Annotated in this window: 18 protein-coding genes; 9 read left to right on the forward strand and 9 right to left on the reverse strand. The window is 71.4% G+C overall.

Annotation, left to right across the window (positions count from 1 at the left end; genetic code table 11):
* Nucleotides 1-3: 3 nt before the first annotated feature.
* The 4 genes from ACIBF5_RS10515 to ACIBF5_RS10530 form a co-directional block, all read right to left on the reverse strand.
* Nucleotides 4-3,639 carry a fibronectin type III domain-containing protein gene (locus ACIBF5_RS10515; RefSeq protein WP_396810181.1) on the reverse strand — a complete coding sequence of 1,212 codons (3,636 nt, stop codon included), beginning with the start codon at nt 3,637-3,639 and terminating at the stop codon, nt 4-6.
* 133 nt (nt 3,640-3,772) lie between these two features.
* Nucleotides 3,773-4,576, reverse strand: coding sequence for a zinc finger domain-containing protein (locus tag ACIBF5_RS10520; RefSeq protein WP_396810183.1), 804 nt, complete (start codon nt 4,574-4,576; stop codon nt 3,773-3,775).
* 27 nt (nt 4,577-4,603) lie between these two features.
* Entirely contained in the window at nt 4,604-4,969 is a 366-nt protein-coding gene (locus tag ACIBF5_RS10525) for a CPCC family cysteine-rich protein (protein WP_396810185.1), read from the reverse strand.
* Complete coding sequence (locus ACIBF5_RS10530; RefSeq protein WP_396810187.1) at nt 4,914-5,702, reverse strand: S-adenosyl-l-methionine hydroxide adenosyltransferase family protein; 789 nt, start codon at nt 5,700-5,702, stop codon at nt 4,914-4,916. Before ACIBF5_RS10530 ends, ACIBF5_RS10525 begins: the two co-directional genes overlap by 56 nt.
* 87 nt (nt 5,703-5,789) lie before the next feature.
* Between ACIBF5_RS10530 and ACIBF5_RS10535 the strand changes: the two genes are divergently transcribed.
* A complete protein-coding gene (locus ACIBF5_RS10535) occupies nt 5,790-6,728 on the forward strand; it encodes an LLM class F420-dependent oxidoreductase (protein WP_396810189.1) in 939 nt (312 codons plus the stop codon).
* 67 nt (nt 6,729-6,795) lie between these two features.
* Here the strand turns inward: ACIBF5_RS10535 and ACIBF5_RS10540 are convergent, their stop codons facing one another.
* A complete protein-coding gene (locus ACIBF5_RS10540) occupies nt 6,796-8,019 on the reverse strand; it encodes a hypothetical protein (RefSeq protein ID WP_396810191.1) in 1,224 nt (407 codons plus the stop codon).
* Nucleotides 8,020-8,054: 35 nt separating this feature from the next.
* Nucleotides 8,055-8,735 carry a hypothetical protein gene (locus ACIBF5_RS10545; RefSeq protein WP_396810193.1) on the reverse strand — a complete coding sequence of 227 codons (681 nt, stop codon included), beginning with the start codon at nt 8,733-8,735 and terminating at the stop codon, nt 8,055-8,057.
* A gap of 194 nt (nt 8,736-8,929) precedes the next feature.
* Here ACIBF5_RS10545 and ACIBF5_RS10550 point away from each other — a divergent pair, with 194 nt between their 5' ends.
* Nucleotides 8,930-9,352, forward strand: coding sequence for a VOC family protein (locus ACIBF5_RS10550; RefSeq protein WP_396810195.1), 423 nt, complete (start codon nt 8,930-8,932; stop codon nt 9,350-9,352).
* A gap of 21 nt (nt 9,353-9,373) precedes the next feature.
* Here the strand turns inward: ACIBF5_RS10550 and ACIBF5_RS10555 are convergent, their stop codons facing one another.
* A complete protein-coding gene (locus ACIBF5_RS10555; RefSeq protein ID WP_396810197.1) occupies nt 9,374-10,090 on the reverse strand; it encodes a pentapeptide repeat-containing protein in 717 nt (238 codons plus the stop codon).
* Between the two features lie 161 nt (nt 10,091-10,251).
* On the opposite strand from ACIBF5_RS10555, the gene ACIBF5_RS10560 reads away from it, so the two are divergent.
* Together ACIBF5_RS10560 and ACIBF5_RS10565 are read left to right on the forward strand one after the other, a co-directional pair.
* Entirely contained in the window at nt 10,252-11,196 is a 945-nt protein-coding gene (locus ACIBF5_RS10560) for a diacylglycerol/lipid kinase family protein (RefSeq protein ID WP_396810198.1), read from the forward strand.
* A gap of 262 nt (nt 11,197-11,458) precedes the next feature.
* Nucleotides 11,459-11,821 (forward strand): hypothetical protein, encoded by a 363-nt coding sequence (locus ACIBF5_RS10565; protein ID WP_396810200.1) that lies wholly within the window; start codon nt 11,459-11,461, stop codon nt 11,819-11,821.
* A 116-nt stretch (nt 11,822-11,937) separates the two neighbouring features.
* Here ACIBF5_RS10565 and ACIBF5_RS10570 read toward each other — a convergent pair whose 3' ends face one another.
* Complete coding sequence (locus ACIBF5_RS10570) at nt 11,938-12,597, reverse strand: TetR/AcrR family transcriptional regulator (protein ID WP_396810202.1); 660 nt, start codon at nt 12,595-12,597, stop codon at nt 11,938-11,940.
* Between the two features lie 99 nt (nt 12,598-12,696).
* On the opposite strand from ACIBF5_RS10570, the gene ACIBF5_RS10575 reads away from it, so the two are divergent.
* The 3 genes from ACIBF5_RS10575 to ACIBF5_RS10585 all read left to right on the forward strand — a co-directional run bounded on the left by ACIBF5_RS10575 (nt 12,697) and on the right by ACIBF5_RS10585 (nt 17,430).
* Nucleotides 12,697-13,638: an ATP-binding cassette domain-containing protein gene (locus ACIBF5_RS10575; protein WP_396810204.1), complete on the forward strand. Its 942-nt coding sequence runs from the start codon at nt 12,697-12,699 to the stop codon at nt 13,636-13,638.
* Nucleotides 13,619-14,356, forward strand: a complete 738-nt coding sequence (locus tag ACIBF5_RS10580; protein WP_396810206.1) for an ABC transporter permease — start codon at nt 13,619-13,621, stop codon at nt 14,354-14,356. The genes ACIBF5_RS10575 and ACIBF5_RS10580 overlap by 20 nt, the downstream gene beginning before the upstream one ends.
* Before the next feature lie 161 nt (nt 14,357-14,517).
* Entirely contained in the window at nt 14,518-17,430 is a 2,913-nt protein-coding gene (locus tag ACIBF5_RS10585; RefSeq protein ID WP_396810208.1) for a hypothetical protein, read from the forward strand.
* A gap of 58 nt (nt 17,431-17,488) precedes the next feature.
* On the opposite strand, the gene ACIBF5_RS10590 is transcribed toward ACIBF5_RS10585, so the two are convergent.
* Nucleotides 17,489-22,090 (reverse strand): ATP-dependent helicase, encoded by a 4,602-nt coding sequence (locus tag ACIBF5_RS10590; RefSeq protein WP_396810210.1) that lies wholly within the window; start codon nt 22,088-22,090, stop codon nt 17,489-17,491.
* Nucleotides 22,091-22,261: 171 nt separating this feature from the next.
* On the opposite strand from ACIBF5_RS10590, the gene ACIBF5_RS10595 reads away from it, so the two are divergent.
* Both ACIBF5_RS10595 and ACIBF5_RS10600 read left to right on the forward strand, forming a co-directional pair.
* A complete protein-coding gene (locus ACIBF5_RS10595; protein ID WP_396810212.1) occupies nt 22,262-22,624 on the forward strand; it encodes a hypothetical protein in 363 nt (120 codons plus the stop codon).
* A 213-nt stretch (nt 22,625-22,837) separates the two neighbouring features.
* Nucleotides 22,838-23,233 carry a hypothetical protein gene (locus tag ACIBF5_RS10600; RefSeq protein WP_396810214.1) on the forward strand — a complete coding sequence of 132 codons (396 nt, stop codon included), beginning with the start codon at nt 22,838-22,840 and terminating at the stop codon, nt 23,231-23,233.
* Nucleotides 23,234-23,429: the final 196 nt, after the last annotated feature.

The raw sequence follows: 23,429 nt of genomic DNA on the forward strand, positions 1-23,429 counted from the left end.
GCGTCAGTCCGGCGGCGTGACCACCACCGGTGGGGTGAACGCGGAGGCGCCGACCGCGTTGAACGCCTGTATCCGCCAGTGGTAGACGGTCCCGGGGGCGAGCCCGGTGTTCGTGAACGAACGGGCCGTACCGGCAATGGTGAAGCTGGTCAATCCGGTGCCGAAGGACGGATCGGTGGCCCGTTGCAGGGTGAAACCGCTGACCACGCTGCCGGCGCTCTCGAACCAGCTCACCTTCACGCTGACCGAGTCCGGCGCCGGCATGCTCGCGGTCGCGGTCAGGCTGTGCGGCACCGCCGGCGTGGTCGGTACGGTCACCACGGACACCGTCGACCACGGTGACGGAGCACCCAGGTAACTGGTCCGGACCCGGTGGTAGTAGGTGGTGTTGGGAGTCACCGTGCCGTCGGTGTAAGCACTGGTCACCGGCCCGGAAGCGGTGACGAGGCCGCTGGTGAAGGTTGGGTTCACGGCACGTTGGACCTCGATCTCGGTGGCGAACGACCGGTTCCGCCAGGCCAGGTCGACCCGGACCGGGGCGGACGGGGCGACCGAGGCGGTCAGGCCGCTCGGGGCGATCAGGCGTACCACCGCCGAGGCCGTGTTCGACCAGCCGGAGTAGCCGACCGCCGTTTCGGTACGGACCCGGTAGTAGTACGTCGTCCCCGGCGTGACCGTGGAGTCGCCGCTGGTGCTGACCCCGGCGGGCAGCGCGAACGTGGTGACGCCGCTGGTGAAGGCGGCGTTGGTGGCCCGCTCGACGAGATGGTTCGTGGCCGCCGGGCGGGTCGCGTTGTTGGTCCAGGCGAGCGTGATCGACGGCGGTACGGTCGGCGACCCGGGTGCGGCCGTCGCGGTGAGCCCGGTCGGCTGGGCAGGGGAGACCCGCAGCACCAGCGGACGGCTCAGTTCGCTGCCCTCGTGGCCGACCAGGTGACCCTGCCAGGCGTACTCCCAACCGAAGTTGACGACCTGGTTGGTCACCACCGCAGGCTCGCCGGTACGCGGATTGACCTGGGTGAACCCGGTGGTCGTACCGGCCGGGCGGGTGGGGTCGAGCAGCCGTACGCTGTCGCCGACCTTGAACGGCAGCGGGTCCGGCAGGACCGGTCGCAGGGCCACGATGGTGTCCTCCAGCGGGTTCATCCGGACCGTCTCCTTCCAGCCCAGCTCGTTCGGGTCCGGGGGGCGGATCGCGCCGTCCCAGCCGACCCGGTTGATCACTTGCACCACCAGGTGGTGGAAGTGGATGACGTGGGTGCTGGCGCCGTTGTGGGTGACCTTCCAGATCTGGGTGCCGTCACCGGGGGCGCCGATCGGGACCGACGGGTCGGCCGGCGTCAGGATCTCGGTCGGCGGGTCGACGTACGCCAGCGGCGTGGTGGTCTGGACCAGCGAGCTGACCTTCGGCAGTTCCACCCCGAGGGTCGCGTTCATCCGGCCGTACTCGGGCTCGAAGAGTTCCTGGATCGCCTTGGCCCGCAGCGGGAGCGTTATCGGACCGGTCCGCCCGGCAGGGGTGAACGTGACGGTGTTGCTGTGGATCGGCACGTGCGTGTTCTTCGCCGTACGGGTGCCGAACGCGTTGTCGTACGCCGGTTGCGGCACGATCGGCGGCGGCTGGCTGTCGCCGTACGCCCGGGGCAGGCGTGCCCGCAGGGCGTCCAGGTCGTAGGGCGGCTCCGGGACGCCGTCGACCTGGAACTGGAGCAGGGTACGGGTGTTCGGTCCGTAGCCGGGCTGGGTGCTCGGGGCGCCGCCGGCCGAGGTCCGGTCCGGGGCGCCGGTGTAGTAGTCGTACCGGCTGTCGAAGGCCGGCATCGGCGCCGGACAGTCGTTGTAGAGGATGATCTTCGACCCGGGTGGTACGGCGGAGAAGTCGACGATCACGTCGGCCCGCTCGCCCGGACCGAGCAGCAGCGCGTGCGCGGAGACGTTGAGCGCGGCGATGTCCCGCCGGTTGTAGACGTAGTTGATCGGCTGGTTCGGCACCACCGCCACCTCGGGCAGCAACCCGCCCTCGGTGCCGATCTGGATCCAGTCGGGCCCGACCCGGTTCGGGTCCGGCACACCGCCGGCCCGCCCGTCCGTGGGCCAGGTCGGCGGGTGGTCCGGGTTCGGGATCGCCTCGACCATCGGCACCTCACCGGAGCCGGGGTCGGCGAGGCTGCCGTCGGTGTGCCACATCGGGGCGTCCGAGGCCGCGTGGTAGAGCTGGAGGTTGAGGCTGCGGTCGTTGCAGGCGTTCAGAATCCGGAACCGGTACGCCTTCGGTTCGACCCGCAGGTACGGGTAGGCGCAGCCGTTGACGAGCGGCGTGTCCAGGAACGCCTCCGGGACCACCGACGGGTTCGGCGTACCCGGCATCACCGGGGGCTGCCACGGCGAGGTCTCCGGGGCGTAGTGCGGGTTCGGCACCGGTCCGTGGACGGTGCCGGTGTACGGCGGCCAGAACCACGGCCCGTAGTCCCAGCGCCCCATCGGGTTGGTGCCGGACTCGTTGTACGGGTTCTGGTTGGGCATGTAGACGTGCGGGTACCAGAGGCTGCCGCGCCCGCCCCAGTGTTCCCGGTCCCAGGTGGGGTCCTCCGCCTCCAGTTGGGCGCTGCCGGGTACGAAGGTCTTGTCCTGGATCACCAGGGGGATCTCGTCGGCGGGGACGACCCCCTCGTCGACGAGTTGCCGCTCCACCTCGTCCCGGAGCAGGTAGAGGCCGAGTTGACCGGAGTAGACGGTCAGCCGGGCGATGCCGAGGGTGTGGTCGTGGTACCAGAGCATCCGTGCGGCGGCCTGGTTCGGGTAGTACAGCGTCACCGCCCCCGGCTCCGGTTCTGCCATGTCCGGCACGTTCGCCAGGCTGGTACCGATCGGGTACGAGGTCGTCTCCCCGGCCGGGGTCAGCCACTGGTCCGGTCCACCGTTGCTGGTCCACGGGGTGGCGGCGCCGTGCAGGTGCAGGGCCGCCCGGTTCTGCGGGTACCGTTCGGCGCCGCCGAGCGGGCCGGTTCCGGCGCCGCGTACGGTCGGGTCCACCGGCAGCGGCAGCAGTCCCGCCGCCCCGGTCGGGAGCCGGTTGACGAACTTCACCCGGACCGGCCGGTCCCGCTGGGCGACGATCACCGGTCCCAGGTGGTACGGCCGGCTCGGCGGGTGGATGGTGTTGCGGCCGAACGCGTCGGTGCCGTTGTTGAGCTGCCGGTAGCCGCGTAGCCGGGTCGGGCCGAGGTCCCGGTGCAGTTGTTGGGAGAACTGCTCCAGTCCGATCTCGTAGTAGTCGCAGCCGGGGTAGCTGACCGTGTCGGGTGTCGCCACCGGCAGGAAGTTGCCGAGGTCGTTGGGGCGGGCGGCGCCGACGCCGGGCAGCGAGTCGACGAATTTTCGCATCCCGGTGCCGGGTACGACGCGTCCGGCGGGGTCGAGCCGGGGCAGTGGGCTGTTCGCGTAGTTGGGGACGAAGCCGAAGTAGTCCGGGGTGGGCAGCGGTGCGGGGAGCAGTGCCGTAGCCGGTGCCGGTGCCTGCTGTGGGATGCCTGGCCGGGTCTCCTCGGTGGCCGGGTCGGGCGTCTCGGCCGGAGTGTTCTCGGCCTGTTTCGCCCGGCGGGCCAGACGGTGCGCCGCGAGTTTTTTGAACATGACCATGCTCCCTCCCCGGATGCCTGCCCGGCCGGGATCGCAGGGTCCGGTCGAGCCGATCAGATGGTCATCGCTGACGATCCGTAAGCAACTAACCTCACTCGGCGATGGTTGGATACGGCCAGCTCAGCGTCAGGGTTCAGTGCGTCCGGTCCGGAGCGGGTTGGCAACGGGGACACCAGTAGGTGACCCGTTCATCCTGCTCGGCCTTCTCTACCAGCATGCCGCAGCGGCGACAGGGTTGCCCCCGGCGACCGTAGACGTAGGTGGTTTGTCCGCGGTGCAACGAACCGGTGGTGCTCTGCACCCACCGGCCACGGTTCGCGGCGAGCAGCCGCTGGGCCAGGGCCACCACCGAGGGCAGGTTCGGTACGGCGTTCACCGGCGTCCACGGGTGCACGCCGCGTAGGAAGAGCACCTCCGACTTGTAGAGGTTGCCCACTCCGGCGAGGCTGGACTGATCGAGCAGCGCCTCGGCGATGCTCGTGTCGGGGTGGGCGGCGAGTCGACGTACCGCCTCGGTCGGGTCCCAGTCCGGGCCGAGCAGATCGGGGCCGAGCCGCCCGACCAGCTCGTCCTCGCGTGCGGTGGGGGCCAGGGCGACCTCGTGCAGGTGATATCCGACGGCGATCGCGTCGGTGGTACGCAGCACCAGTCGGATCAGGTGCGCCGGGCGGGCGGCCCAGCGTGCGCCTGGCGGGTAGACCCGCCAGGCGCCGTCCATCCGCAGGTGCGAGTGCAGGGTGAGCCGCTGTGCGTTGGTGGGGTCGGCCAGCCGGAGCAGGATGTGTTTGCCCCGGCTCACCACGTCCCGGACGGTCCAGCCGACCAGGTCGGTGCCGGCGAGTTGCGGCACCCGGAAGTCGGTGGCGGTGAGCCGACCGCCGCTCAGCGCGCGGTGCAGCGCGCGGGCGGTGTTCCAGACGGTGTCGCCTTCGGGCACTCCTGCATCCTGCCCCTCAGTGCCGGGTCAGGGCTGCTCTTCCGGCCGGGGAGCGCGCACCATGTCCTGGTAGCGGGGGTGGCTGGCGCCGTAGATGGCGAAGTTCAGCCTGGCGTGGGAGAGGCTCAGGTCACCGTTGGGCCCGTCCGGCACCACGGCGTCATCGGACTCGTGTTGGCCGTCGTTCGTCCAGAAGCAGACCGGACAAGTCCCACCTTCTCCGGTGAAAAAGCCACAGCACGGACATGCTTTTACGTCGATTGAATGCTTCCCCACCGGGCAAGCATTCCACAATGGCCCACCCGTTGCAGCTCTGTGTCCGCGATGCGGAAGTAGATCAGCTAGCGTCCGTAATCCGTAGCACCTGCCCCTTAACCAGCGAAAGCATGGCATCGGCCCGACCGCCGTTCACCGCCACGGCGGCCTGACCAGCGGAGTCCTCGAACACCACCAGATTCCCGACCGGGACATCACCGAAGGTCGCCGCCCGGTGGGCGGGAAGGCCCTGCACCCGCAGTCGCGTCCCGAGCGCGGCGAGCGCGGCGGCCGGCGCGGCGAGCTGCACGTTGCCGAAGTGGTCGATCGAGAGGATCTCGGCGGTGAGCCAGCCCGGTCCGGCGGCGACTACCGGTTCCGGGAGCCGTACCAGCTCGGCCGGGTCGATCGCCGGCCCGGCCTCGTCGGGGTCGGCACCGAGCGCCAGCCGGGCGGCGACCGGGGCGAAGACGTCCCGGCCGTGGAAGGTGGCGCAGACCCGGGGAGCCAACCACTCCGGGTTGGTCAACTCCACGGCGCCCTCGATGCCGCCGAGCGCCTGCGCCGCCCAGGGCAGGAGTCCGTTGTCGGGACCCACCAGCAACCCGTCGGGGCAGCGCAGGGCGACCCCGCGCCGGTTGGTGCCCACGCCCGGGTCGACCACCGCCACGTGCACCGCTGCCGGCAGCGCCCCGACCGTCTGGGCCAGCACCGTGGCGCCCCGCCCGATGTCCCCCGGTGGCACCAGGTGGGTCACGTCGAGCACTCGTACGGCGGGCGCGAGCCGGGCGATCGTCCCGTGACAGGCGGCCACGAAACCGTCCGTGAGTCCGTAGTCCGTGGTCAGGCTGATCCATCCATAGCCGCGCATGACCAGCACGTTAGCCGTCCCCCGGTGCCCGGTCCCGACCCGGTGGTCCGCCCACCGGACATGCGGTGGGGCTGGCAAGCTGGGCTCATGCGATTGGTCATCTTCACCGAGCCGCAGGAGGGCGCGTCGTACCAGGACGTGCTCCGGGTGGCGCGGCACACGTCCGACTGTGGCTACGACGGCTTCTTCCGGTCCGACCACTACCTGGTCATGAACGGGGACGGGCTGCCCGGCCCGACCGACGCCTGGCTGACCCTGGCCGGGCTCGCCGTGCAGACCGAGCGGATCCGGCTCGGCACCCTGGTCACCTCGGCCACCTTCCGGCTGCCCGGACCGCTGGCGATCTCGGTTGCCCAGGTGGACGAGATGAGCGGCGGCCGGGTGGAGCTGGGCCTGGGCGCCGGCTGGTTCGAGGCCGAGCACCGCGCGTACGGCATCCCGTTCCCACCGCTGCGCGAGCGGTTCGACCGGCTCACCGAACAATTCGAGGTGATCACCGGACTCTGGGGGACACCGGTGGGGGAGACCTTCACCTACCGGGGCGGCTACTACGACGTCTACGACTCGCCCGCGTTGCCGAAGCCGGTGCAGCAGCCGGGTCCGCCGATCATCGTCGGCGGCACCGGCCCGAAGCGGACGCCGCTGCTCGCCGCCCGCTTCGCGGACGAGTACAACGTGCCGTTCGCCTCGGCCGAGGTGGCGGCGAAGCACTTCGCGGCGGCGGTCGAGGCGTGTGAGCGGATCGGTCGGGACGCCACCGGACGGGCGCCACTGAACCTTTCCGCGGCGGTCACCGTGGTCTGCGGGCGCAACGACGCCGAGGTGCGGCGCCGGGCCGACGCGATCGGCCGGAACCTGGACGAGCTGCGCGACGGCCCCGGCGTGGTCGGCACGCCCGGCGACGTGGTCGAGCAACTACAGGAGTACGCCAAGGGCGGCGCCTCCCGCTTCTTCCTCCAGTTCCTCGACCTCGGCGACCTGGACCAGTTGGACCTGATCGCCGCCGAGGTCGCCCCGCAGCTCTGAGCCCACCGGCCCACATCCGTCCACCGACTGCCGAGTCGGTCACGGCTCGGCGGTCGGTGGACGGATGTCAGTGACCGGTCGGCGTACCGGCGACCTCGTCGGTGGCGAGCGGGACCTGCGGGGCGGTCTGGCCCGGCAGCACGATCTCGCGTACGGCGAGATAGACCGCCCGTACGGCGAGCGTCCGCTCGACCTCGTCCAGGATCGGGGCGAAGAACTGTCGGCGGTGCTCGACGTCGCTCATCGAGGTGACCGCGAAGTACATGCTGCCGAAGCCGGCGAGCAGGGCGGCGTTTCGCAGCAGGGCGAGCGGCACCGGGAGCCCGTCGGCGAGCATGGCCGGTGGCTCGCCGATCCACTGCTCGGCGGTTTCCGGCTGCACCACGATCAGGCCGAGCAGGAGGAAGAAGACGAAGAGTCCGACCCCGACGACCAGCGCCTGCACGAGTTGCCGGGTGGCGAGCATGAGTAGCAGGTTGCCGACCTGGCGACCGTGCAGCGGCACCGGTCGCAGCGGCCCGTCCGGGGCGACCTCCTCGATTGGCAGGCTCGCCAGCGGTGTGCGCTGGCAGGAGGAGGAGAGCCGTTCCCGGCTCAGGTCCTGTTCCACCCGGCCGATCTCGTCGCGCAGCCGCCCGGCGGCGGCCAGGACGGTCACCGCCGTGAAGAGGGTGAGCACCAGCCCCAGCCGGTACCAGGGCAGGCGGTTCATCGCCTGCCAGAGTTCGCCGGTGAAGAAGAAGAACAGGGTCACGAAGAGCAGCAGTGGCAACGCTCGCCCCTGCAACCGGACGCTGTTGCGCATGTCCTCGACCGCGTGCCGGACGGCCCGGCGCAGCAGTGGCACCACGCCGTAGCTGGTGGCCAGCCAGGAGGCGACCAGCAGCAGGGCGAACGCGGTCACCGAGGTGATCGTGATGCTGGCTCGGCCGTCGTGCAGCCAGAGCGCCAGCGGCGGTACGGCGACCGGTACGACCGCGTACGCCACCAAGACCGTGATCATGGCGGGGCGGGAGAAGTGCGGCAGGCGGCGGCCGAACCGGGTCAGTGCGGACCAGCCGGCCAGGCCCGCCGCGACCAGTGCCGAGAGGAGGACCCAGGCGACGGTCCCGTCGAGCGCCCAGAGGATCACCCAACCGAGGTCGGCCACCACGACCACGGCGAGGAAGGGCAGCATCCGGGGGAGGATGTGCCGGTCGAAGTCGTAGCCGGCGATCATCTGCGGCACGCCGTGGCGTACGAACCAGCGCTCGGCCTGGCGTACCAGGGCGCGGGAGGCGGTGATCGGCACCCGGCTGATCCTGCCAGACCCGCGCTCGGGGGTGCTCAGTCGCCGACCGGGGCGGGTGCCGGGCCGGCGTCGACGAAGACGAACGCGGTGCCGGTGCTCGGTGTGCCCCGTGGGGTCAGGGTGAAGCCGGGGGCACGGCCGGGTTCGGCGCTGACCGCGATGGCACGGTCGGCCACGGTGAGCCCGAATGTCGGCCGCCCCTGAGGGTCGGCACCGGCGAACGCGGTCCGGACGTCCTGGGCGGGATTTCCGGCGTCACAGGGGGCCAGCACCAGTCGGGCGTCGCGCCGGTCGGCGGCGACACAGAACGGCTCGCCGCCGTCGGCCGAGACCGCCGTACGCAGGTGGTGGCGGGTTTTCGCGGTGTCCACCGGGACGAGCACGAAGAATTCCCAGTCGCCGGTGTCGGCGCTGGCCGGGTAGGCCCCGATGGTGTCGTCGGCGGAGACGCTCAGTGCCGGCTCTTCCCTGCCCGGTGCCACACCCACCACCATGACCTGTCGGTCGGCGCCGGGCAGGCCCCCCGGTGGGGTACTGCTCGCCATCGGTTCGCCGTCGACGCCGCCCACCTGACCGACCGCCGGGGTGGTTGGCCGGGGCGTCGGCGTCGGCCGGTTGCGGGGTGTGCCGGCGCCACATCCGCTGAGCAGGATCGACATGACGGTGGTCGCGCCGGCCAGCCGGACACTGTGGATGGCGTACCGGTGTCGGGTCATCCTGGTTCACTCCTTCGCGCGTCGATGTCGTCACCAGTCTCCCGTGAGCACCGGGGACATGCCCGCTGTGTCGGGTTGGACCGGCGCGCCGCCGCCGTGACGGGGCGACCGGTCGGGTCCGGCGCTGCTATGGTCCCTGAGAAACCACTTGAACCGGTTACACGGATCGAACCCGTAACACGGATGGAGGCGGCATGAGTACGCGAATCCAGGTGGCCTTCGACGCGACCGACCCGCACGCGCTGGCCCGGTTCTGGGCCGAGGCGCTGCGGTACCAGCAGGAGGACCACAGCGCGCTGGTCACGCAACTGCTCGCCAGCGGCATGCTGAAGGAGGACGAGGTGATCGAGATCGACGGCCGGCAGGCGTTCCGGGACGTGGCGACCTGCGTCGACGTCGACGGCACCCGCCCCCGGCTCTTCTTCCAACGGGTGCCCGAGCCGAAGACCGCCAAGAACCGGGTCCACCTCGACCTGCAGGTCGGTGCGGCGCAGGCGCCGGCCGAAGTCGAACGCCTGGTCGCCCTCGGTGCCACGGTCGCCTGGACCACGTCCGACCGGGGGCCGACCACCACCACCCTGCACGACCCCGAGGGCAACGAACTCTGCGTGAGCTGAGCCGTCCGGCGCCGGGCCGGTTCAGCGCCGGTCGGTCGGCTCACCCTCCTCGTCCTCGATCCGGATGCCGAGCGCTCCCGCGAGGGTGTACGACAACGCGATCAGATCCTGCCGCGCGACGATCGCACCGGCCAGGCTGGTCACCCCGCCGATCCCGGCCAGCGAGCAGTTCGCGAACCGGGTGCCGGCGAGCTTCGCCTGGCTGAACTGCGCACCGGTCAGGTCGCAGTCGGTGAACCGTACGCCGCTCAGGTCCGCGTTCTGGAAGTCCGCGCGGGCCAGGTTGCACCCCTCGAACGCCACCGCGTGGAAGTCGGTGAACCGGAACGACGAGAGGTCCAGCCGGCACTGGGAGAACGTCACGTCTCGCAGCGAGCCGTTGACCCAGTGCACACCGGTCATCCGCGCGGTCTCGAACCGGACCCGGAGCAGGGCTGACCGCTCCGCCCGCAGGTTCGCCAGGTTCGCACTCTCCACCAGGCAGTCGCCGAACCTCGCCGCGTCGAGCCGGGTCCCGCTCAGGCTGGTGCCCTTGAACCGGCACTGCTCGAACTCGACCGCCTCCGCCGACCGGTCGGAGAGGTCCAGGTCCAGGAAACCCAGCCGGCGGAAGGACGCCTCGTGGTCGAGGTCGTGGTCGGCGACGGTGGCCAGTTCGAGCGAGGCCGGGCGCCTCGGCTGCACCGGGGCACGTTCCCGGGACGGGCCGTTGGCGCGGCGTACCGACTGTGTGGGCATCCAGGCACGCTAACCCAGCCGGTCCGGCACACCCACCTCGGCGGGGAGGGTACGGCCGGCCGTCGACCGGGTAAGACCCGACGCATGACGTACTCCGTTGGTGGTGTGCCGGTCCGGTCGGGCCGCGACGTAGCCCTGCCCGCCCGGCCGGCGGTGCCGCGGTGACCAGGGTCGCGGTGATCGCCCACCGGAAGAAGACCCTCGACGGCGGGCTCGGCGAACTGCGTCGGCGCCTCACCGACTCCGGTGCCGAGGACCTGCTCTGGTACGAGGTGCCGAAGAGCCGTAAGGCGCCGAAGAAGGTCCGCAAGGCGGTACGCGAGGGCGCGGAGCTGGTGCTCGTCTGGGGCGGGGACGGCATGGTCCAGCACTGCGTCGACGCGCTCGCCGGGTGGGACGGGGCCGTCGCCATCATTCCCGCCGGTACGGCGAACCTGCTCGCCACCAACCTCGGTGTGCCGCAGGATCTTGAGCGGGCGGTCCGGATCGCACTGCACGGCGAGCGTCGTCGGCTCGACCTCGGTCGGGTCAACGGGGAGCACTTCGCGGTGATGGCCGGTGCCGGATTCGACGCGGAGATGATCTCGGATGCCGACCGGAAGCTCAAGGACGAGATGGGCAAGCTCGCCTACGTCTGGACCGGTCTGCGGCACGTACGGGACAAGGCGGTGCCGGTGCGGATCCGAGTCGACGGAGAGAAGTGGTTCGACGGTACGGCGAGCTGTGTGCTGCTCGGCAACGTCGGCACCATCACCGGTGGGATCGAGGCGTTCGACGACGCCCGGCCGGACAACGGTCGGCTGGAGGTCGGTGTGGCGACCGGGGAGGGGATGCTCGACTGGGCCCGTACCCTCGGCCGGATGGCGGTCGGTCGAACCGATCGATCCCCGCTGGTGGAGACCGTCCAGGCGCGCCGGGTCGAGATCCGTTTCGAGGAGCCGATGACGTACGAGCTGGACGGCGGCGCGGTCGGCACCAGTAAGCGGTTGAAGGCTCGGGTGGTGCCGGGTGCGATCACGGTCTGCGTACCGGGTCCGGACGCTCCGGGATGCGGTGACGCTACCGCTACCGCTACCGCTACCGCTACCGCTACCGGTGACGTTTGACGCGGACTCCGGCGACTACATCCGATGGCGCAACCACCGCGCTCAGTCGAAGTCCGGGTTCGCCGTCAACTCCAATCGACCGCCGGATCACCCGGTCGACGCCGCATGACGGGGCACTGGAGGGGGCGCGTTCGGCTGGACGTGCGGCGTCGGTAATCGGGGTACGCCGGGCCGACCGAGTATTGCCAGCTCGGGCACGCGGGGTGGTGAGCAGGGACGCGATAGTGTCGCCCGAACCTAATCAGCCTTGTGAAGGTGGGGTATGGAGGGCTCGTTCAGCCTGGTCGGCATTCTCGACGAAGATGGCACCACCATCCACTACCGGCGGGTGGAGCTGTCCCTGAACCCGGACACCACGGTCGCGCTCGTACGGAGCATATTTCGCTGGATGCGTACCGTTGACCCGGACAACCTTGACCGGTACCGGCTTCCGGACAATCCGCCGCCGGACCCCGATCACCGTCACCACGCGATGCCGCCACGTGTCCGCGCCGACCTGCGTACCATCGTCCCCGCCGAGCAGGACCGATGGCTCTACCTGGCCAACTCGGCCACCGAACAGTTCCACGTCCTCGAAGCCGCCGCCGACCGCACCTGGCAGCACCACAGCACTCACGACCTGTAACCCCGGGCGAAGGGGCGCACGCCGCGCTGGACGCTTGCCGTCGGCCGTCGCGGTCGCCCGGCTGGGCGACGCGGAGCGGCTGGCGGGCGCCGGATGTGGGGGCTGGGCCGAGCGGCTCACTCTCGTGCGCCCGGTCTCGGGTTCGGCGTCGGGGTCTCCCCGGTGTCGGGTGGGGTCGCGTGGGGGCCGAGGATCGCGGTGAGGCCGTGGCTGTAGACCTCGGGGGGAACCGCCTCGGGATCGATCAGGTGCTGGAAGGCGACCCCGACGTCGAGCGCGGTCATCAGGGCGGCGAGCTGCTCGGCGGGGATCGGCGGCTGGCCGGCGAGCCGTTCGGTGATCTCCTTGGCGTTGGCCTGCCGGACCGCGCGCAGCCACTGCGCGATCGACTCGCGGGCCTGCGGGGTACGCATTCCGTAGAGCCAGAACTCGACCACCGCCATCGCGAAACGCCTCACCTCCGGCAGCGGCAGGTTGGCGTCGTAGTCGGTGCCGAGGTGGTGCAGCCAGCCGGCGAACGAGACGTCCGGTTCCACCGGCGACCCGGCGTACGCCGGGTGGTCGTCGCTGAGTCGTCGTTCGAGGATCGCCGCCACGAGGCCGCTCTTGCCCTCGAAGTTGGCGTAGATGGCGCCCTTGGTCAGCCCTGCCTCGGTGGCCACCTCGTCGAGTGAGGTCCGGTGGATGCCGCGCTCGCCGAAGAGCGTCTCCGCCGCGTCGAGCAGTTGCTGGCGGGTGCGTTGTTGCTGCTGCGCCCGGGTCAGTCGATCGCTCATGTCCTGATCCTGCCACACCTCCGTTAGTTGACATACTTAGCGGTATCCGGATACTCATCGGTATCCGAGTACCGAATGGTATCTGAAGGAGTGGTGTCGATGCTGCACGTCACACACCTGACGAAGATCTACCGAGGTGGAATCCGCGCCAACGACGACCTCTCCCTCGACGTGGGCGAAGGGGAGGTACTCGGCCTGCTCGGGCACAACGGAGCCGGCAAGACCACCCTGCTCGGTCAGGTCGCCGGCCTGGTCCGGCCGACCTCGGGGACGCTGCTGCTGGCGGGACGCGACCCGGTCGCCCACCCGGCGTACGCACGCCAGGTCTGCTCCGTCCAACTCCAGTCACAGGCACCGCTGACCGGTGTCAGTCCACGCCAGGCGATCGAGCTCCTGGGGCGTATCCGTGGCGGAGCGCGGCACCACGTACGGCAGCGCACCGCCGCGCTCCTCGACGCGCTCGACCTCGCCGAGTGGGCGGACGTACCAGGGGAGCGGCTCTCCGGGGGCATCCGTCGGCTCACCGCGTTCTGCATGGCGGTGGTCGAGCCGGGCCGCCTGGTGATGCTCGACGAGCCGACGAACGACGTCGACCCGGTCCGCCGCCGCCTGCTCTGGCAGCAAGTACGCGTCCTCGCCGACAACGGCTGCGCGGTCATCCTGGTCACCCACAACGTCGCCGAGGCCGAGCGGAGCGTGGACCGGGTGGTCGTCCTCGACCACGGGCGGGCCCTGGCCACCGGCACCCCCACCGAACTACGCGACCGGTCCGCCGCCGAGCTGCGGCTGGAACTGACCCTCACCCCCGGGTTGCCACCCCCCGAGTCGCCCGGCTGGGCCGGCGTCGGCACCGTGACCGGCCGCCGTCTCCTGCTCCCGATCGCCACGGAGCACACCGAACCCGCGGTTGCCTGGGCGCTGCGCCTGCGCGCCGCCGGCACCATCGCCCAGTTCGCCCTGCACCCGGTCAGCCTCGAAGACGTCTACGTGGGTCTGACCAGTTCCAGTGAGGAGGCCGACCATGCGGCACTGGTCGCGTAGCTATCTGCTCCTGCTGCGCTGGAGCGCGATCCGGCTCCGGCACACCCTGCCGTTGATGGTGATCATCCAGACCATGCTCGCGGTCGGCATCGTGATCGGCTTCTCCTTCCTGGTGCCCGCGATGGACCAGCAAACCGCGCTCTACCTGTCGACCGGGGCGCCCACCCTCGGACTGATCACCGTCGGCATGGTGCTCGCCCCGCAGCTCGTCGCGGAGGCGAAGACGGCCGGCACCTTCGACCACAACCGCACGCTCCCGGTGCCACGCTCGGCGATCCTCGCCGCAGATCTCAGCATCTGGCTGCTCAGCGCCCTGCCCGGCCTGGTCCTGGCGCTGTTCACCGCTACGCTCCGGTTCGACATCACGCTCGACGTCAGCCCGCTGGTCGTGGTGGCGGTCCTCCTCGTCGCCCTGACCGCGACCGCGATCGGGTACGCGATCGCCTACGGCACCTCCCCGACGGTCGCGAACCTGATCGCCCAACTGATCGTCTTCGTGTCCCTGATGTTCTCCCCGGTCAACTTCCCGGCCGAACGACTGCCCGAATGGCTGCGAGCCGTGCACCAAGTGCTGCCGTTCCAGTACATGGCCGAAGCGGTACGGGACACCCTCGCCGTACCCGCCGACGGGATCGGCGCGGCGCCGTTCGCCGTACTCGCCGTCTGGTGCCTGCTCGGCCTGGCCGTCACCGTGCGGATCATGACCCGGCGGGGGTGAGCGGCCCCACGCCCGCAGTCGTCCGGCGACGGCACGTCCGTCGGGGATCGATGCCGGTGCTGGCCGCACTGATCGAAAGACGTGCGCGCCTGTCGCACACTCGTTCGTAGGATCCGTTCGCCGCAATCCCCTCAGGACAGTCGATGCTACGGAGGTAGCGAGTGATTCCTGTGCGAAAACTTGTCACCCGGTCGATCGTGATCGGCCTCGCCCTCGGCTGCGCCGTCGTGGTCGAGGCCCCGGCGGCGTCCGCCGCCTACGCCACCCTCGCCCCGACCACCTGGGCGTACACGGACTCCCACCAACCGAAGGCCAGCTTCGTCAACCCGTCGGTGGACGTTCCGGTCGGCACCCGCAGGGACGCCGACGGAAACGCGCACACCTCCCGGTTCTACTTCACCTACGACCTGACCAGCCTGAAGGGTCAGGTCGTCCACCAGGCCACCGTCTACGCCCCGGAGCGATCCGTGACGGACTGCGCCGTCGAGGCCCCGGTCGAGCTGTGGCGTACCGGTCCGATCAAGGAACAGACCTCGTGGAAGCGGGCGCCGGCCGAACTGGAGCGGATCGGCGAACAGACACTCGGCGGGGTCGGCGAGTGCCCGTCCGGGTTCGGCTACGACGTCGTGCCGGCCGTCAACGCCGCGCTCGCCCGCCGCGACGCCAAGATCACCTTCGAGCTGCGCATCCCGCAGGCCCGTGAGACGGACCCGGCGCTCGGACGCACCTTCCGTAACCGCCCGTCGCTCACCATCTCGTCGAACCACCCGCCGACGATCGCCGACGCGCGTCTGGAGTCGCCGGACGCCGGCTGTGGCACCCGCAACCGCCCCTCGAAGGTGAACCACTACTCGACACTCGCCGCCAAGGTGTCCGACCGGGACCAGTTCGCGTTCCTGTCCGGACAGTTCGCGACCTGGCCGGTGACCGATCCGCAGCAGCGTCAGGAGATCGGCGGCTCGTCCTACGGTGACGGCACGGTGCGCGGCAACCCGGACCTGAGCGCCCATCCGCACGGGACAGTGCTCGCCTGGGCGGCCCGGGGCTACGACAACCAGGACTACTCCGCCTGGACCAAGCCCTGCTACCTGGAGATCGACCGGGAGGCACCGACCAAGGCGCCGGTGGTCATCTCCACCACGTACCCGGAGACGGTCGACCCGTCGTCGCCCGTCGACGGCGGCGGACCGGGCGTACCGGGCAAGTTCCGTTTCGACGCCGAGGGTGACCGGGACGTGGTCGCGTACCGCTGGAGCGACGGTTCGGGCATCGTCGAGCGCGTCGCCGCGCGTCGGCCCGGCGGCCCCGCGACGATCACCTACACCCCGAGGCGGGACGGCCCCATCTGGTTCCGGGTCACCGCGCTCGACGCCGCCGGCAACGCCGGACCGGAGCGCGAGTACGAGTTCTACGTCCGGCGGACGGCACCGGGCGTGACGGTCGACGTCGCCGGTCTGCACCTGCCGAGCACGGTGAAGATGCAGTCGTCGGCGCCGGAGGCCACCGGCTTCAGCTACCAGTTCGACGGTGGGCCGGAGGTCCGGTTCCCCGCCGTCAACGGTGCGGGTCAGGCGGAGGTGACCTTCACCGAGTCCGGGTACCCCCAGTTGACCGCCCGCACGTACGCGCGGAACAAGGTGATCGGGGTGACCACCACCACGATCCGGGTGGACGACGCACCGAATGTCGAATCGGCTGACTTCTCCTTCGACCGCGAAGGGGTGGTCGGACGTGCCGGGACCTTCACCTTCCGGCCCCGCAACACCGAGATCACCGCGTACACCTACTCGTTCGACCACGGCGAGCAGCAGCGGATCGACGCGGCCGGCGACGGAAGCGCCGTGCTGACCTGGACCCCGGTCGAGGCGGGTTACCAGACCCTCTGGGTGCGGGCGGTCAGGGCCGATGGTGCCGTCTCGGAGAGCACCGGGTACAGCTTCGGCGTCATCGACCCCCGACCGGGGGTCTACTCGCACGACCTGGTGAGCTGGCCCCGGCGCGACGGCGTCGGTCAACCGATCGAGCTGCAGTTCGACACCCGGATGCCGGACGTGGCGGGCTTCGTGTACAAGGTGGACGACGGTCCCGAGCTGAGCACGCCCGCCGAGTTCGGTTCCGCCCGGGTCACCTACACCCCGCAGCGTGCGGGGGACCACACGGTGGTCGTACAGAGCCGCCACCTCGACGGCACCCTGTCACCGGCCCGGGAATGGCCCTTCCAGATCAGCTCCGGCCCGATCGTGACCTGGATCGAGGAACCGGACGGGGACGGTGGGCAGACCGGCCAACTCGCCACCTTCCGCTTCCAACCGGGACTTCCGGAGACCGTGGAGTACCGCTACACGTTCTCCTACGGTGAGGAGCAGACCGTCGCGGCCGGTGCCGACGGCATCGCCACGGTCACGTACACGCCCACCAACCCCGGATACCAACCGCTTGACGTGACCAGCGTCAGCGCGGACGGCACCGTGTCCGAGACCCGGATGTTCTCCTTCATCGTGCGCGACCCGCTGGTCTGGGTCAGCGGTCAGTACGCCGACTGGCGCACCTGGGGCGGGATCGGGGTGCCGGGCTCCATGTCCTTCAGCACCCAGCTCTTCCCCGAGGTGGTCGAGTACCGCTACCAGATCAACGACGGTGCGGAGCAAACCCTGGCGGCGGCCATTGACGGGGTGACGACGCACTTCAGCATCACCCCGGACCGTAACGGCGAGAACCTGCTCCGGGTCCGGAGCGTGACCGCCGCCGGACAGTTCTCCCCGGTGACCGAGTACCGGTTCCTGGTCGGCACCGCGCCGCTGGTCACGTCCACCGACTACCCCAGCAACGTCTGGGCCGGCGGTGTCGGCGTACCGGGCACGTTCGTGTTCAGTGACGGCACTCCCGGGATCGTCGAGTTCACCTACCGGGTGGACGGCGAGGAGCCCATCACCGTGCCCGCCGACGCCGAGGGCAGGGCCTCGGTCGTCTACACCCCGACCACCTCCAGCGTGCACTACCTGTACGTGTCGGGTAAGAAGGCCGACGGCAGCACCACCGACGAGAGCCAGTTCATGTTCCTGGTGAACCTGTAGCAGCGCGGACGGGGCCCGGTCGCCGACGGCGGCCGGGCCCCGTCACGTACCGGCCGGGTCAGCCCCGCAGGCGCAGACCGCGTGGGGTGGCACGGAAACCGGCGTCGGTGAGCGCCGCCGCCAGCGGTGACGAGTGCACCGCCTCGCCGTCGGCCCGCTCGACCGACAGGGCGCCGAGTGCCCCGGAGTGCACCGCGTCGGCGAGCGCCTTCGCCGCCAGGCGCAGCGACTCCTCGTCGTCGGTGAAGGAGAGCAGGGTACGGCCACCGCGTTCGACGTACAGGGCCAGTCCACCAGCGACCAGGATGACCAGCGCACCGGCCTTGCGCCCGGCCCGGTGCCCACTCGTACCGCGCTCACCGTCACCGGTGTCGACCACCCGTTCCGGCCAGGGCAGGGCCGCCCCGTACGGGTTGGCCGGGTCGGTCGCGGCGAGCACCACCGCCGCCCCCGACCGGCGGCGGCCGTCGTCCGGCTCGGCCAGCGCACGCAGCCGGTCCACCGCCCCCGGTACGGCGAACTGGGCCGCTCCGAGTCCCTCGACGAAGTAGCCGCGCCGGGCGGCACCCCGTTCCTCCATCGCCACCAGCACCGGGTAGACGGCCGCGAAGCCACCGGTCACCCCCTCGGCCGCGACCGCGCCCCGGGTCACCAGCCCGTGCCGTTCCAGGAGCAGGTCGGCCAGGGCCGCGGCCCGCCGAGTCGGGTCGGTGTCCCGGTCAGGGAGCCGAGACCAGCGGCCGGCGACCGCAGGTGGGCCGCCCCGCGCCGGCAGCACCGGCCGCCCGGGGCGCCGGTAGCGGGTGCGGGGCGCACCGGGGCGGGCCCGGTGCGCACCCCGGCCGCCGAGCAGGGACCGCAGCGGGGCGATGGTGTCGTTGGTGAGCCAGCCGGCCCAGGCGAGTTCCCAGACGGCGGCGACCAGCGGATCGTCGTCCGTGGCGCCAACCCGGTCGGCCAACGCCCGGAAGAAGAGCGCCTGCCCGTCGCCGAGTGCGTCGAGCACCGCCTGGTGCAGCGGGGTGAGGGCGAGTGACGCGTCGGGTGCCGGCAGCAGCAGCGGCGCGGCATCGGCGTACGCGAGGCTGACCCAGCCGTCGGCGCCACCGATCGCCCCGGTTCCGGCCCAGGTCACCTCGCCGCTGGCGCAGAGTTCGTCCAGGTACGCCGGGGAGTAGTCGGCGACCCGGGCGGGCAGGATCAGGCTCTCCAGGGCGGAGGCGGGCACGGCGACGCCCTGCAACTGCTCGATGGCGGCGGCGACCGCCTCCACGCCTCGGGCGTTGCCACCGACCTGCTGCCAACGGGGCAGGAAGGTGGCCAGGGTCCGGGGCGGCACCGGTTCGATCTCCCGCCGCAACGCGGCCAGGGAGCGGCGCCGGAGCAGCCGCAGCACCTCGGCTCCGCACCACTCGGTGCCGGTGCCGTTGGGCGAGAACTCGCCGGAGACGACCTGACCGGTCGCCGCGAGTCGGCGCAGCGCCTGTTCCACCACGAAGACCCCGAGTCCGAACCGGGCGGCGCAGGTGGCCGCCGCGAACGGACCGTGCGTACGGGCGAACCGGGCGACCAGGTCACCGAGCGGGTCGACGACCGGCTCCAGGTACGCCTGCGCGACACCGACCGGGAGCGCCACGCCGAGCGCGTCCCGGAAACGGCCGGCGTCCTCGACCCCGATCCAGCGTTCCGTACCGGCGATCCGCACCCGCAGGATTCGGCGACTCGCCTCCAGGTCGGTCAGCCACTGCGGCAAGGCACCGCGTTCGACCAGTTCGGCTTCGCTGCGGTCGCCGAGGAGCCGGAGCAGTTCGACCACGTCCTCGGCGTCGCGGGGCCGGCGTTGCTCGGTCAGCCACTGCAGTTGTCGTTCGGTTTCGGCGACCACCCCGGGGTCCAGCAGTTCCCGTAGGTCGACACGGCCGAGCAGTTCACCGAGCAGAGCCGAGTCGAGGGCGAGCGCGGCGGCCCGGCGTTCGGCCAGTGGCGCGTCGCCCTCGTAGAGGAAGGCGCCGACGTAGCCGAAGAGCAGTGAGCGGGCGAACGGCGACGGTTGGGTGGTCTCCACCTCGACCAGTCGGATCTTCCGGGCGGCCAGGTCGCGCATCAGCCCGACCAGTGCCGGTACGTCGAAGATGTCCTGGAGGCATTCGCGGGCCGCTTCCAGGGTGATCGGGAAGTCGGCGTACTCGCGGGCCACGTCGAGTAGTTGCGCGGCGCGTTGCCGCTGCTGCCAGAGGGGTTGCCGGCGGCGCGGGTCGCGTCGGGGCAGCAGGAGTGCCCGGGCGGCGCACTCCCGGAACCGGGCGGCGAACATGGCCGAGCCGCCCACCGCCTCCTGCACCAGTTGCCCGATCTCGTCCGGGTCGAAGCCGACCAGGTCCGCGCCGGGCGGCTCGTCGGCGGTGTCGGGCAGCCGCACCACGATGCCGTCGTCGCTCGGTACGACCTGGGCGTCCACGCCGTATCGTTCGGCCAGCCGGCGGCCGATGGCGAGCGCCCAGGGGCCGTTGACCCGTGCGCCGAGGACGGAGTGCACGGTCAGCCGCCAGTCGCCGAGTTCGTCGCGGAAGCGCTCGACCACCACGGTCCGGTCGTCGGGCAGCGCCCGGGTCGCCTCGCGTTGTTCGCGCAGGTACGCGATGAGGTTGCCGGCCGCCCAGGCGTCCAGCCCGCCGTCGCGCAGGCTCGCGGTGGCCGCCTCGTCGTCCTGGCGTACGAGGGCGCGTAGTCGGGCGCCGATGGCCCGGCCCAGCTCGATCGGGCGGCCGAGGCTGTCGCCCTTCCAGAACGGCATCCGGGCTGCCTGGCCGGGGGCGGGGGAGACCAGCACCCGGTCCGGGGTGATGTCCTCGATCCGCCAGGAGGAGGAGCCGAGCAGGAAGACGTCACCGATCCGCGACTCGTAGACCATCTCCTCGTCCAGTTCGCCGACCCGGGCGGCCCGTTCGGCCCCGGCGAGGAAGACCCCGAACAGGCCCCGGTCGGGGATGGTGCCACCGCTGGTGACGGCGAGTCGCTGGGCGCCGGGGCGGCCGGTGAGCAGGTCGGTGCCGCGGTCCCAGACCAGCCGGGGACGCAGTTCGGCGAAGGCGGTCGACGGGTAGCGCCCGGAGAGCATGTCCAGCACCGCGTGCAGGGCGGAGTCGGGCAGTTCGGCGAAGGGGGCGGCGCGGCGGACCAGGGCGGCGAGGTCGGGCAGCCGCCACTCGTCCAGCGCGACCATCGCGATGATCTGCTGGGCCAGTACGTCCAGCGGGTTGCGTGGGTAGTGCAGTTCCTCGATCGCCCCGTCGCCCATCCGTTGCGCGACCACCGCGCAGGAGATCAGGTCGCCGCGGTGTTTGGGGAAGACGACTCCCCGGGAGACCGCACCGACCTGGTGTCCGGCTCGGCCGACCCGTTGCAGGCCGGCGGCGACGCTCGGCGGTGCCTCGATCTGCACCACGAGGTCGACGGCGCCCATGTCGATGCCGAGTTCCAGGCTGGAGGTGGCGACCACGGCCGGCAGTTGGCCGCTCTTGAGCGCCTCCTCGATGTGCTTGCGTTCCTCGCGCGAGACGCTGCCGTGGTGGGCGCGGGCGATCACCGGTGGGGCACCGGTGGCGGCGCCGGACTGGGCCATGATTTCCGCTGGCAGCCGCTCGGCCGGCGCGGCCGGGGTGGTGCGGGGCGGCCCGGCGGCGAGGGCGGGTGCGTCGGCGGTCGGTCCGTCGGACGGGGTGGGTGGCGCGTCGACCTGCTCGGCGGCGAGTTCGTTGAGTCGGGCGCAGAAGCGTTCCGCGCCGCGCCGGGAGTTGGTGAAGACGATGGTCGAGCGGTGTGCCCGGATCAGTGCGAAGACCCGTTCCTCGACCGCTGGCCAGATCGAGGCGCGGCGCGGGGTGCCGAGTTCGTCGTCGGGCTGCGGATCCCGTTCGTCGAGCCGGGTCATGTCCTCGACCGGCACCTCGACGGTCACCTCGATGGTCTTCGGGGTGCGGGGCTGCACCACGTCCACGGGTCGGGCTCCGGCGAGGAAGCGGGCGGTGGCGTCGATCGGGCGGACCGTGGCGGAGAGCCCGATCCGCTGGGCCGGTTGGGGCAGCAGCGCGTCGAGGCGTTCGAGGGAGAGCGCCAGGTGGGCGCCGCGTTTGGTGGCGGCGACCGCGTGCACCTCGTCGACGATCACCGTCCGCACGCCGCGCAGGGAGTCCCGGGCGGCCGAGGTGAGCAGCAGGAAGAGCGACTCGGGCGTGGTGATGAGGATGTCCGGTGGGACACGCGCGAACGCGCGTCGTTCGTCGGCCGGGGTGTCGCCGGTACGCATCCCTACGGTGATCTCGGGTGGGGGGAGTCCGAGTCGGGTGGCGGCCTGCCGGATGCCGGCGAGTGGGGTGCGCAGGTTGCGCTCGACGTCGACGGCGAGCGCCTTCAACGGGCTGACGTAGAGCACACGGCAGCGGTGCCGGGGATCGTCCGGGAGTGGGTCACGGGCCAGTTGGTCCAGGGACCAGAGGAAGGCGGCGAGGGTCTTGCCGGATCCGGTCGGCGCGACGACGAGGGCGTTGCGGCCGGCGCCGATCGAACGCCAGGCTCCGGCCTGGGCGGCGGTGGGTGCGGCGAACGCGGCGGCGAACCATTCCCGCGTCGCCACCCCGAACTGTTCCAGCACCTCGGCCATGCGGCCAATCCTGCCCGCTCGTTACGACAATCGACGCCTGGCGGTGGCGAGTTGTCGGAGTTATGCACTTAAAGGATGGTTCCTACGTTAAGTGTCACTTAACTGCTTGCTGGCGGACTGCGACATAAAGTAATTTCTCCGGCAACCCGAGGTCGGTACGGGAGGGGCCGGATGACCGCCGAACAGCACGGCACCAGGCAGGATGCCGAGCGTGCCACGCAGCGCGGAACCGATGTGCTGATCCGTAAGGTCGACGGCCACCTGGCCGCGCTCCGGCTCGGGTTGCGCGGCGCCGATCTCGAACTCGCCGAGCGGGTCGGCGCCTGTCTGCGCGTACTGGTGCTCGACACCGCCCAGGCCAGTGCGGCCGACCGGGCCCAGGTACGCGCCGCGGTGCACTACTTCGTCCTGCGCCGCGAGGGGCGTGGCCCCCTCGTCCCGGTCCGCTCCCTGACCGCGGCGCAGCACCTGGTCAACCGGGTCGTGCTCCAACTCGGCCGACCCGACCTCCTGGTCGGCTCCACATCGGACTGACCGGGCGCGGGTGACGACCGGACGGCCGGTGGCGCGTGAGTGACGACGACCGGTGGCGCGTGAGTGACGACGACCGGCCGCGTTGGCGGCGCCGGGCGGTGGTGGGCGCACCCGGTAGACTGCACGCGCCGACGATCGCCCGGGCCCGGACACGCCGACGATCGATCGGATGGGGATCGATCCGAACAGCGACCGGACGGGGAGACGCACGCCATGTGGGACGGGCGCCTGACGCACCGGCCGGTCGGCCGGTTGCTCGTCGCCGTCCTGGTCACCCTCCTGTCACTGGTCGCGGTTCACGGCGCGGGTTCGGCCGACACCCCGGCCGGCGCGCTGGCCACCCCGCACGCCTCGATCGGTGCCGCGCTGCACCAGGCCCACTCGGCGCTCGGCCGGGAGGACCAGGAGACCGGCTCCCGCCGGTCCGCCGTACCCGGGGTGAATCTGCGGGACCTGCCGCCGCCCGCCCCGGAGTTGTTCGCCGTGGCCGTCGCGGCGGTCACCGCGCCGAACGTTTCGGCGGTCGCCGAGGCGCCGCGCGGGGTGGACCAGGCCGAGCCGCGGGCACGGACCGTACCGGGGCCGTCCAGCCGCGCCCCGCCGGCCTGATCCCGACCGGCACCACCGCGACCGCGTCCCCCGGCTGATCGCCGCCTGGCGGGCCCGGTCCGCACCGGCTCACCCTTCTTTCTCTTCCGGGTACGTCGCTCCGCCCGGGGGCACCCACCCCCGAGTGGCCCGGCGCTCTACCCGTACGTGAACTTTGAGCCGAGATTCGTTATTCGCCGGCATTATCGCTGTTTCG

The organism is Micromonospora sp. NPDC050417 (assembly GCF_044458865.1).
Taxonomy (GTDB): domain Bacteria; phylum Actinomycetota; class Actinomycetes; order Mycobacteriales; family Micromonosporaceae; genus Micromonospora_G.